Annotated in this window: 7 protein-coding genes; 1 reads left to right on the plus strand and 6 read right to left on the minus strand. The window is 58.0% G+C overall.

Annotation, left to right across the window (positions count from 1 at the left end; all coding sequences use genetic code 11):
• Positions 1-68 precede the first annotated feature (68 nt).
• The 3 genes from SINAR_RS0129245 to SINAR_RS0129255 form a co-directional block, all read right to left on the minus strand.
• A complete protein-coding gene (locus tag SINAR_RS0129245; protein ID WP_028002385.1) occupies positions 69-506 on the minus strand; it encodes a helix-turn-helix domain-containing protein in 438 nt (145 codons plus the stop codon).
• Between the two features lie 1197 nt (positions 507-1703).
• Entirely contained in the window at positions 1704-3047 is a 1344-nt protein-coding gene (locus tag SINAR_RS0129250; protein ID WP_028002386.1) for a M16 family metallopeptidase, read from the minus strand.
• On the minus strand, positions 3044-4372 hold the full coding sequence (locus SINAR_RS0129255) for a M16 family metallopeptidase (protein WP_234710670.1): 1329 nt from the start codon (positions 4370-4372) through the stop codon (positions 3044-3046). Before SINAR_RS0129255 ends, SINAR_RS0129250 begins: the two co-directional genes overlap by 4 nt.
• A gap of 1047 nt (positions 4373-5419) precedes the next feature.
• Here SINAR_RS0129255 and SINAR_RS0129260 point away from each other — a divergent pair.
• Positions 5420-6781, plus strand: coding sequence for a cytochrome P450 (locus SINAR_RS0129260; RefSeq protein ID WP_028002388.1), 1362 nt, complete (start codon positions 5420-5422; stop codon positions 6779-6781).
• A gap of 344 nt (positions 6782-7125) precedes the next feature.
• Here SINAR_RS0129260 and SINAR_RS0129270 read toward each other — a convergent pair whose 3' ends face one another.
• The 3 genes from SINAR_RS0129270 to SINAR_RS0129280 all read right to left on the minus strand — a co-directional run bounded on the left by SINAR_RS0129270 (position 7126) and on the right by SINAR_RS0129280 (position 11085).
• On the minus strand, positions 7126-8139 hold the full coding sequence (locus SINAR_RS0129270) for a 1-aminocyclopropane-1-carboxylate deaminase (RefSeq protein WP_028002389.1): 1014 nt from the start codon (positions 8137-8139) through the stop codon (positions 7126-7128).
• A 218-nt stretch (positions 8140-8357) separates the two neighbouring features.
• Positions 8358-9137 (minus strand): calcium-binding protein, encoded by a 780-nt coding sequence (locus SINAR_RS1000000135910; protein ID WP_234710718.1) that lies wholly within the window; start codon positions 9135-9137, stop codon positions 8358-8360.
• 934 nt (positions 9138-10071) lie between these two features.
• The gene (locus SINAR_RS0129280; protein WP_028002390.1) at positions 10072-11085 is read right to left on the minus strand and encodes a LysR family transcriptional regulator; all 1014 of its coding nucleotides are present in this window, start codon (positions 11083-11085) and stop codon (positions 10072-10074) included.
• Positions 11086-11485: the final 400 nt, after the last annotated feature.

Raw genomic sequence — 11485 nt, forward strand, 5'->3', positions numbered from 1 at the left:
AATTTCCTTGCTGCGGCGGTGCCGGTCTGACGTTAGAGAGCACCTTGCCTCCACACCGAGGAGGGCGATTATATATCACCACTCGTGCTCGCCAGAGACTTTAGCAGCATTACGATTCGGCAGCGTACATCATGGTCGCCCACGCGTGAAAAGGCTCTGATGAGATCGATCCCTTCCTCACTTGCAGCGAATTCAATCACTTCGGGCGGGATATTAACCTGGATCTCGGCGGACTGCCCGACCGATTGGACTTCGTCAGGATTACCTTCAAAGAAGTAGGAAGGCTGCACTTTCAGAGCCTTCGAAATCTGCTGGAGCCGGCCAGCGCCGACGCGGTTCACGCCCTTTTCATATTTTTGGACCTGTTGAAACGTCACCCCGATGGCTTCGCCGAGAGTCGCCTGCGACATGTTCTGCCATACACGCCGCTGGCGAATTCGCCGGCCGACATGGGCATCCACAGAGTTTGGCTTACCTCTATTTCTTTTAGAGTTAACACTCAACACAATCGTCTCCTCAGTCCGGGATCTTATTTGCTCTTCGGAAGCCATGATATGAGTCCCACATCTGTTGACACACTCCTTTGACATAGCTCAACTGAAAGTCAGCAACTCAATTGAGGCATCTGTGCGTCCGCGACGGCTACCCTAAGCACATTTGTATGACGCCTCAACCGGGCACGCGTTAGCGGGTTAGGTCCGTGAGTAACTCGTAGACCACTGCTAGGTCAAACACTGTCTTTGGCAGCATGTGTCCAGCGTCGCAGGAGCGGCCGCGCTCGAGTGCATCGCGCCGGTGGCGCCGGCACACTTGAGGCGCAGGCCCGTACCGCCGTTCCACAGGCAATTATCGTGAGTTAGGTCCTGATTGTGATCTTGACGTTACCCCAACGAAGAGCGTGAACGAACCCCTCCCGTGCGTGCGTGCATAGTCGCGTTATGCCAGAGAGAAATGAGTATCCCTCCGGTGGTGAGCACTGCTGAGATAGCGGCAAGTGCTGGAGACGACAAAGCCGTTGCTGAGTGAGCGGCTCGATGTCCACGCACTACGGCTAACGCGGGAACATGGGTGCGGACGCTGGCGCCGAGTGTGGACCGGGGTCGCCACGTGAAAACGATCCGGGCGAATCGGGGTGCCGAATTAATATCCGCCACTTTGGTAACGGCGCGTAAGTCGACCGAGCTTGCATACAGATCAAACGAGAGCATCAGACCTGCTATTCATCGCGGCTTGCATGGAGGCCGCCGGTGTCTGAGAGTTCAACGTATTGGCCAGGACGATAAGGAGCGGCAGTACCGGGAAAACCATAAAGCCGAGATTGGTCAGCGAAGGCGGTCCGCGTCGAGGAAACCTGCCGCACCCTTCGCGCTCACTCAGTCCACAATGACTAAGAAGCCCCAGATTGTCCCTCGGCGTCGGCCGCAAGGATAGCGCTGGTCGCAGCACGGCACGGAACATACGTGGGAAATGGCCCGCTTTGCCGGCAGCTGTCTGGGAATGTGAAGTGAACGGATCAGCGTCTCAAAAGGACGGTAGAGCAAATCTAAGACCGATATGGCGGTGTGCTCGCTGCTTTCATCGTTAACGTGACGACCCTCAATCCAAGGGTCGAATGGTCATGTCGGCTGGATAAGCTGGCGGGCCCCGTCGGCGGCGGTGGAAAGGTCGGCCCAGCCGCTACCAGCCGGGCCTCCACTAGAAGGTCAGCCTTTCGTTTCCTTGAGCGGCGGTCCGACGATCATGACCGTGGGGTCGGCGGAGAGCAGCCGTTTCGCGACTGCCCGGACGTCCTCCACAGTGACTGCCTGGATCAGTTGTTTGCGACGTTCGACATAGTTGATGCCACGGTCTTCCAGTTGGATGTCGACCAAAGTGGCGGCGATCGCACTAGATGAGTTCAGATTGTCGATCGCATAGCCGCCGATGAGCTTTTTCTTCGCCGCCTTGAGCTCGTCTTCGCTGACGCCCTCCTCCGACATTCGCCTGACCTCGGTGCGGATGAGGGAGAGCGTCTCTGCGGCCCGATCTGGCCGGGTCCCCGTATTGATGACGAGCGCCGAAGCATGATCGTTGTTCACGAGGGTGGTGTGGATGCCGTAAGCGAGGCCTCGCTTCTCGCGCACCTCATTCCAAAGCCTGGACGTGAACGAGTCTCCGCCGAGGATTTGGTTCATGAGATAGGCTGCGAAGAATTGCGGGTCTTTGCGGCTGATTCCCGGGTAAGCCAGGCTCAATTGCTCCTGAGGTAAGTCATACGGGACTCGAATTGCCCGCCCTAGCTTAGGCACCATGTCCGCAACCGGCGTCAGGGAGGAGGTAGCAGGCAGTCCGCCGAATATATGATCCAGATCGCGCTTGAGGGTGCCGGGATCGATCGCTCCCACCGCGGCAATGGTCAGATTGCTGCGCGCCAAAATCCGCTTATGAAGCGCCTTCAGATCGGAGGTCTTGACGGCGGCGAGTGTTTGCTCGGTACCCTCGGGCCGCCGCGAATACGGATGATCGCCATAGATCGCCTTCATCCATGCGACGTGTGCCGCCATTTCGGGATCATTGGCTTCCGCAATGATGCCGGAGACGATTTGGGCGCGAATGCGGTCCACTGGCGCCTGGTCGAAGCGCGGCTGTTCGATTGCTAACCGAAGAAGTTCGAACGCATCGTCCTTGCGGTCGGCAAGCACTCGAATATAGCCATGGACGGCATCGCGCCCGGCCTTGAAGAACATCTCGGCGCCAGCATCGTCCAGCCGCTCCTGGAAGGCATCGCTGTCAAGGTCACCGGCCCCTTCCTCGAACAACCCAGTCATCAGATTCACAAGGCCTTCCTTACCGGACGGATCCTGCGCGCTGCCGCCCCGGAATGCAAAACGAATGGTGATGATCGGTAGCGAATAATCCGGCACCAACCACGCCTTTATCCCGCTCGATGTCTTGACCTCCTCAATGGCCATGCCCGCGAGAGCTGGCATCGCGGCAAGGCCCACCATTAGGTATGCCATGACCACTATTAGTATGGCGCCGATTGGCTGTCGGTTGAACATGATCATCGGCTTTTATCTCCTGCGGCAGCGCTTTTCCGGGGCAGCAGATATGCCGCGACCGACCGGTCCGGGTTAAGGTATTTCCTGGCAACCGCCTGAACCTCTGCCGCCGCTACGGCGCGGATTCTTAACGGCCATTCGTCCACGTCGTACGCGGTATTACCGGTTGCAAGCGCCGCCCCGTAAATATTGGCCATTCCCAACTGGCTGTCGCGTGCGAAGACCATGGAGCGCACCAAGCGGTTTTTGGCCTTCTCGAGCTCGACATCGGTAACGCCGTACTCGATGATTTTCCGAACTTCAGCGTCGATCGCGTCCTCCACCGCCTCGATCTTCGCTTCGCCCCGCGGCGAGCCATAAAGCGTGAAGCTCGACGGATCGAGCGACCTTCCGTTGAAATAGGCGCCGCCCGAGGAGGCTATTCCCTGTTTAACCACCAATTGCTGATAGATCCGGCTGCGGTTTCCTCCGCCGAGAATCTCCGACAGGATATCGAGCGCTTCCGCTTCGCCCGGCTCGGCCGTTCCATAGGACGTCGTCACCCATGACTTTTCGTAGGTCGGCACGGTCACGCGCCGATCAGTGAGTACCACGGTCCGTTTAGTGTTCTGCTCCGGCTCCCGTGGCCTTACCCGCTCCGGAAGGTCTTGACCGCGCGGCAGGGCGCCGAAAGTCTTGTCAGCTAGCCGCCACACCGTCCCGGCGTCCACGTCGCCAGCCACGACCAAGACGGCGTTGTTCGGGGCATAGTAGCGATCGTAGAACGCCAGGGCGTCCCCGCAATTAAGCTGTTCCATTTCGTGCATCCAGCCGAGCGTCGGGATGCGGTAAGGATGGTTCTGATACAGGGTTGCCTGCATCTCCTCCTCCAGAAGCTGCTCCGGATTGTTCTCGACGCGCCAGCGCCGCTCCTCAAGAATGACATCGCGCTCGGGCAAGATCACTGCGTCGGTGAGTGCGAGATGGCGCATCCGGTCAGCTTCAAATTCCATCATTGTTCCGAGCGCTTCCGGCGTGACGGTCTGATAGTAGGCGGTGTAGTCGGATGACGTGAAGGCGTTCTCCTCACCGCCGATCTCCGCGACCTTTGCGCCAAACTCGCCTGGCGGATGCTTCTTCGTGCCCTTGAACATCAGATGCTCCAGGAAATGAGCGATGCCGGATTTGCCGGGTGGCTCATCGGCGCTGCCGACCTTGTACCAGACCATCTGCGTGACGATGGGCGCCCGGTGATCGGGTATGACGACCACCTCCATGCCGTTGGTCAGCATGAAATTTGCAATCTCGGCTTCGGGACGCGGGACCTCGACCGCCGCCACTTCCGAGGTCATCAGAGGTTGCAACGCGACCATACTCAGGGCAAATGCACGTATGCGCGAAACCAGTCGCGCATGGTTCATCCGCCACCAGGGCAAAAGCGCCTGTGCAGTCTTGGCTCGAACGTTGCTTCGCGAGTACCGCCTCTTCCTTCGTCTGCACCTGGAACGTGCTGCGGTAAGGTGGCCGGGCGCAGGCCTCTGCATAAAGCATTGTGCTGACATCTAGACATTCTCCGCACGATTATCGTCGTTGATAACGCGTCTGCAGAGCAACGTGCGTGCCGAACGAAAAACGGTTTAAATACAGGCTTATCGATCGAACCGGCCATGTAAGCATCCCGACATTGTCGTAGGTCGGACAATGGCAGCCAGTTTGAGCTGTTTCACACCTGGTTGCCAAAAGTGGGCCTAGCAGCGACGGGCTCGGCACCTAGACTCTCGAGTCAGCTTTCTGGATTGTAGCCGCCATGGCTGCGCTTCCTTTAGAACGGCCAGAAGTCACCCTGGCGGTGGGAGTTTTGACCGCCGCGGCCTCGGGACTAGTTGAGCATGACCACTAAACGCTTGAGAACCTACTATGCCTCCTGAGGCGAGTGGTACCGCACGCTGGTTTTTCTGCTGCAAAGCTGAGTCTGCGGGTTTTGCTGACATGTTCATAGTGGAGGTGGAAGACAAGCGCGTCCATGCGTTTTGAAGGCCTGAGTCCTGGCGAGCATTGAGTCATCGCCGATCCCACGTGACGCAGCGCGAGACTTCCCTGAGAGGTGCCTTTTTTCTGTTCAAATGATCTGGATCAAAGACGCGTGCGTATGGATGCGAAATCGTTGTCGTGTCAACTCCTTATCGCAGTTGCTGAGATCATGCCCGCGCCACATTCCCGTGAATCTGTTAGAATCGTCGTGAAGTGATGCCGCCTGTCGCCCTTACGCTCATCATCGTGCAGGACGCCTGGTGAGACGCTCAAAGACATAAACGATCTCAACTGAAACGGACGACCTGGAGACGACTGCAGCGCCCTGCGACGAATGCAGGAGATGGTGTCACCTAAGGAGCTTCTTGATGGATGCGAGCATTGATCGGGCACCACCGTTTCCGGTGACGAAGCACTCGACCGCCAAGGCATTCCTGGCCATGATCAAGAATCCGCTGGACGCACTGCCTCCGGCCGTGTTCAAGGAGCCCATTGTCTTTACCGGGCGGTTGGGCAATCTGCAGGTGTATCTGACCGACCCGGTCCTTATCCACGAGACGCTTGTGGAGAATGCGGACCGCCTTAGCAAGGGCGAGCATATTAGGCGCACGCTGGGGCCTGCGTTAGGCCGAGGTTTGCTAACTGGCGACGGTGCGCACTGGAAATGGCAGCGACAGTCGGTGGCCGCCGCTTTCCGGCACGAAAGGCTTCTTGAACTCCAGCCTGCGATGATCGCCGCCGCTGAAGAAACCAAAGCCCGCTGGCTTCGGCGGCGCGGCGAAGTTCTGGACGTGGGCCATGAGATGATGCGCACGACCTTCGGCATCATTGTCGATACGATGATGTCGGGCGGGCACGGCATCGATGTCGCTCGCGTCGAGCGGAGCGTAACGGATTTTCTTGAACCGAGTGGTTGGACATTCGCTTTTGGGATGATTGGCGCACCCGAGTGGCTGCCGTATCCAGGCCGCACGAAAGCACGCTCTGCCGTCGCTTTTCTCCGGGCGAGCCTAGCGGCGGTGATCGCGAAGCGCCGACAGCAACCGAATGAAAGGCATGACCTCGTCTCCATGATGTTGATGGCGTCTGACCCGGAATCCGGCCGTAGAATGAGCGACGAGGAGATCGTTGATAACCTGATGACCTTCATCACTGCGGGTCATGAGACGACAGCGCTCGGTCTGGCTTGGACACTTCACCTTCTCGGCCGGCATCCGGAAGATGAGGCGAAGGTCGTGAGGGAGATTACGCACGTTACTGGAGGCGGGCCAGTCCTCCCCGAACATCTGGCGCACCTCGTCTATACGAAGCAGGTGTTTTCGGAGGCCATGCGCCTCTTTCCGCCAGCGCCGATCATCACGCGGACGGCAATCGAAGATTTTCGGCTTGACCGGTACCTGATCCCCGAGGGTACGGTCTTTTTCATCCCCATCTATGCAGTGCACCGTAAACCTGACCTGTGGCGGGATCCAGAAAGCTTCGATCCTACGCGGTTCGAGCCGGAAAACGCCCGCACCCGCCACCGATATGCATATATGCCCTTTGGTGCGGGGCCACGCGTTTGCATTGGCAACGCCTTCGCTCTTATGGAAGCCGTTGCCGTGCTTGCTGTCCTGCTTCAGTCCTTCAAGTTGAATAACTGTACCGACACCCCGCCGCGGCGCGTGATGAAGGTCACGCTGCGGCCTCATCCAAACATCTTGATGTCGGTTCACCGGCGAAGGGAGTGATAAAGACGCATATGTCAGTAAGGATTGGATTTGTCGTCCCGATGAATGCCCCGGTCTTTGAAGGCTGGGGAGGATGATCAGGCTGCCGATTCGTGAGCCACGAACTGTTAAGGCTCAGGTAGCCGAGCGCCTGAATGAAGCCGTCATTTGTGTAGGCCTCCTAAAGGAAGTGGGGAAGGTGCTCCGTGATCTCTTCGAAGGTTTCGAAGGCTATCGGATAGGCTCCCTCGACCTTCTTCGTTCTCATGAAGCTTTTCGGCATTGGCGCAAGGATTGCCGCGGCGGATGTTCCTGTTCTTTGATAATCGTATCGAACGCCGCGGCGATCACGTCCCAACGCGGCGTCAGCCTTCGCGAAACGTATAGCTGTAGCCATTGATAGCTGGCGCACCACCGAGATGTGCGTAGAGAACCCGCGATCCTTCTGGGAAGAAGCCTTTCTTGATGAGATCGACCATTCCCTGCATCGATTTACCCTCGTAGACCGGATCAGTAATGATGCCCTCAAGCCGTGCACACAGGCGAATAGCCTCCTTCGTTTCCTCGGACGGAATGCCATAACACGGGTGTGCATACTCCTCGAGCAAGACCACATCGTCCTCAACGATTTCCATTCCTAGGTCGACCAGATTTGCTGTATGCCGGGCAATGCTTAGTACTTGCGCCTTGGTTTGGGCGGGAGTAGCCGAGGCATCGATACCAATCACGTTGCGCTGTCGGCCGTCTTTGGCGAATCCGACGAGCATGCCGGCATGGGTCGACCCGGTGACGGTGCATAATACAACGTAGTCGAAGGCAAACCCAAGTTGCTTCTCCTGAGCGCGCACCTCCTCCGCGAACCCTACGTAGCCGAGGCCGCCATAATTGTGAACGGAAGCCCCAGCAGGGATTGCATAAGGCGTGCCACCTCTTGATTTAACGTCCGCTAGCGCCTGTTCCCAACTGTGTCGGATACCAATGTCAAAGCCCCCGTCGACAAGGCGCACCTCTGCGCCCATGAGGCGGCTCAACAAAATGTTGCCGACCCGATCATAGACGGCGTCCTCATGCGGCACCCAGCTCTCCTGCACCAGGAGGCATTTCATGCCGATCTTGGCGGCGACGGCGGCAACCATCCGCGTGTGGTTCGACTGTACGCCGCCGATAGAAACGAGGGTGTCTGCCTTGGAGGCGATCGCCTCCGGAATGATATATTCGAGCTTGCGGAGCTTGTTTCCACCAAATGCAAGACCTGAGTTGCAGTCCTCGCGCTTGGCGTAGATCTCGACTTTATCTCCAAGGTGTTTACCGAGGCGATCAAGCTTTTCAATAGGCGTCGGTCCAAAGGTGAGCGGGTAGCGCTCAAATTTTTCTAGCATGTTCTCTCCAATCGAACCTAGTTTTGCGGCCCCTGCCCGTCGCGGCGATTCACCTTAGCGTCTTTCGTTGCTATGGCTCAAACCGCTTTCTTGTCGCAGCGGCGCGGTTCAGGATCAGCTTGCCAAATTAGATGTAGATGAAGTCCGAGGCGCTCAGCTGGGCCAGATCGGCTGCGCTGTGAAAGCTGGACACTTCCGCGAACTCGCTTAAGCTGTTCTCATCCGTGACGTAGGCCAGCTTGGCGCTTTCCGTCTCGCTTGTAATAGGCAATAATATCGCCGGTTGCCTCGCCCGAGATCGCAGTCGCAGCGTGAAGGCCAGAATCGAAACCGCGGTCGGTGATCACCATAACGTGCTCGCCTTTAGCACCCGCTGCCGGGCCGCTATAGAAGGTATCTACGACTGTGGCGCCGGGCTTGTTGTGAGCGATAAAGTTGCCTCCCTGGTGCGTCCCTGTAATGAAGGCGAAAGCATCTTCTGCCGGGTCGAAATCCACGACAGTGGCTTGGCCCGGCCCCCTGTCCCCTTTGGACTTCGGGTCATGCCATTGGAACTGGAACATATCGTCATCTCTGCCGCCGATCAGTCTATCCTTGCCGTCGCCGGCGACGAGGGTGTCGGTGCCGTCACCTCCATCGAGGAGGTCGTCGTCACCGGCCAAACGGATCGGACCCTGGCCCGTGTTGGACACCTGATCGATCTCTTGGTATCCAGAAAGGTAATCGTTCCCGACTCCGCCAAAAATTTTATCGTTGCCTTTGCCACGGTAAGCTTGATCATTGCCTTCGCGGCCACGAATGGTATCGAAGCCGCCTAAGCCGTAGATCCTTTCATTTTTCGTGGTGCCCGCGAGAAAGTTGTCGGCTGACGTACCGAAAACGGTCGTAGGAGACGCAGGAGGCGGAGGCGCGATGCCGGTCAATGGGCTGGGATCCCGCAGTGTCAAACCATCGTTAACGGGACGTGGTTCAAAAGTCGAAGTTTTGTTGAAGGCCATCTCTATCACGGATGGTGCTCTCCTTGTGCTATGGTCTCCCGATGCCACCCGGGCCTTTCTTTCATAGCCTCAGCCGGCGTAATCAGCGAAACGGTTTGTTTTGATGGAAGGCATCCATATGACGGATGCACTCACAATGTACGTCGCCCGTTGGTTCGGCGGTCTGATTGGATTGCCGCATCTGCGATGGAGGCGGGCAGGCATGTCGAATAGCTTTATCGATTGATTTTGGGGAGCTCGTCCTCACGGCGGTAGCTGCGGCAGCGAGATGTCGCGAAGCGGCATGCTTCGGTGTCAGTGCAGTCAGCGTGAGCCGCTGGCCAACACCCGAGTGTGGTGACGCCAGAGCTAAGGCGCTAGGGAGAGCCGGGCGGATGAGACCAGAGCCTACCGGATATCCTGAGGAACGTCAGGCCTGGTTGGATGTCCAGCCAGATCACCCCGCCTGATGGTCTTCATCGATGAAAATGTGCTGGAGAGGAATGGAGGAGTTCGTGGGAAGTAAGCTCTTTCTCAAGTGAGCGATCCTGTCCCGTGAAATGGTGTAGCAGCCGACATTGGTCGCCGTGCTCTCCGGCATGAGCCGGGATGATCAGCACTACGGCGGCAGGCGGATGTGCGGATCATCGCTTATTCGAATGACCGTGTGGCAGAAGAAGACATTCTCGCTGACCATTCCACTCGACACGGGGGTCGCGACCTCGCCACTCGCGGCCGTTCCTGGTTCTACAAGAGAGGATGGGTTAACCGCGAGAGAGCACAGAATCCGACCACACCGCGAGCGAAGCGGGCGAAGTGTGGACGAGCGCTCGGCTGGATTAAAGGTGCGATCCCGTCAATGAATGGCTCAGCCCTACGTCCAGGCAGAGACGTCTCGGGCACTCAGATCCTAACCACTAGCAACGGGTGCGCCCGCGGCCGAGGCACGCCCTCCTCACTCAGTCTCGGCCGCGTTTGATTTCGTGTTCGGCCGCTCCGGCCGGGCCCTTGCTGCCGCAGCTATTTCGTGGCGGAGCCAACGATGTTCCAGGTCGCGATGTGAACGCTCGTGCCAGATCAATGCAACGTCGTAGGGCGCCAGCTCCACGGGGGGATCGATAACCGTGAGCGGCAGCATGGCGGCGATCCGGCTTGCAACGCGATGCGGTACGACTAGCACTAAGTCGGTTGCCGCGATCACCACAGCCGCTGTCAGCAAATTGGAGACCACTATTGGATGGCGATCCGATAGTCCCAGCTTGATCAGCCCGTCATAGACCTGACCAAATCGGTCATTGGAGTCGGAGACGATGGAGGCGTGGCGCAACGCAGCAAAGGTCCCGATACTCCATTCTTGCTCCAGAGCTGGGTGGTCATGGCGAAGCAGGCAAGCAAAGCGGTCGGCGTAGAGCTTTCGCCGCAAGAAGCCGGGAGGTGCCGTACCGATCTGCCCGACAGCCAAATCGATGTCACCTTGCTCAAGTCGGCGCAGTGCACCCTCCAAGAGCGGATCGGTAACAATGTCTAGATGAGGCGCGCACTCGTGCAGACGCGGCAAAAGACGCGGCAGCACTATCAGCGCTTGATGATCGGGCATCGCGATTGTTGCCTTCCAGCGCGTGTCGCTCCGGGCAAAGCTGCGGGTTAGCATGTCGCGGATCGCCTTCAACACCGAGGGCAGCATTTTGGCCAAGCGTTCGGCCTGCGGCGTCCGAACCAAGCCGCTCGAGCCGCGAACCAAAAGATCGTCACCGAACATGCCACGCAGCCTTGACAACGCTCGGCTCATTGCCGGTTGACTTCGGCCGACATGTTGGGCCGCATGCGTGACGTTGCGGTACTGCAGTAGCGCTTCAAGCTCCACCAGCAGGTTTAGGTCGATTGATGCCAGGTTCGGCATCTGCCGTTGCTGCGCGGCATCATCTTCACCGATGATCGCAAGTGATCCCTTCCAAGCAGGTTGATCCATGATTTATTCTCCTCGGAGACTGATGTTCTAGGGCCAAATCCTAGGGCCCTCTGAGAGGGATGAAAGAACTTCCTTTGTCTCGTGTAGAATCACGAATTGCGAGTTGGATGGACGCGCTTTGGCCACTATGAGTGTTCAAGGGCGCCAGCGCGGCCCCGCCATTGCGCGGGCGTTCATCACAACCGTTCCTCCTGGAGCTGGCGTGTCTGAACTTCCACTTACGCCTGCGTATCACCAGTCCTTCTCTATCGAATTCCCCAAGAGTGGGAAAATTGACTTTTCGCATGGCTAGCATTCACGCCATGGATAGTACGCGTATCAATGCTCTAGTGATCAAATCTGCTCGTTTGCTCAACGGCAGGTGAGCAGCGCGTAAATAGCGCCTCACCTCTGATGTTGA

The organism is Sinorhizobium arboris LMG 14919 (genome assembly GCF_000427465.1).
In the GTDB taxonomy this organism is placed as follows: Bacteria; Pseudomonadota; Alphaproteobacteria; order Rhizobiales; family Rhizobiaceae; genus Sinorhizobium; species Sinorhizobium arboris.

Excerpts from the sequence above, each read along its gene's own strand:
- SINAR_RS0129255 (WP_234710670.1), bottom strand. The coding sequence starts at position 4,372 with ATGACCTCGGAAGTGGCGGCGGTCGAGGTCCCGCGTCCCGAAGCCGAG.
- SINAR_RS0129250 (WP_028002386.1), bottom strand. The coding sequence starts at position 3,047 with ATGATCATGTTCAACCGACAGCCAATCGGCGCCATACTAATAGTGGTC.
- SINAR_RS0129260 (WP_028002388.1), top strand. The coding sequence starts at position 5,420 with ATGGATGCGAGCATTGATCGGGCACCACCGTTTCCGGTGACGAAGCAC.
- SINAR_RS1000000135910 (WP_234710718.1), bottom strand. The coding sequence starts at position 9,137 with ATGGCCTTCAACAAAACTTCGACTTTTGAACCACGTCCCGTTAACGAT.
- SINAR_RS0129280 (WP_028002390.1), bottom strand. The coding sequence starts at position 11,085 with ATGGATCAACCTGCTTGGAAGGGATCACTTGCGATCATCGGTGAAGAT.
- SINAR_RS0129270 (WP_028002389.1), bottom strand. The coding sequence starts at position 8,139 with ATGCTAGAAAAATTTGAGCGCTACCCGCTCACCTTTGGACCGACGCCT.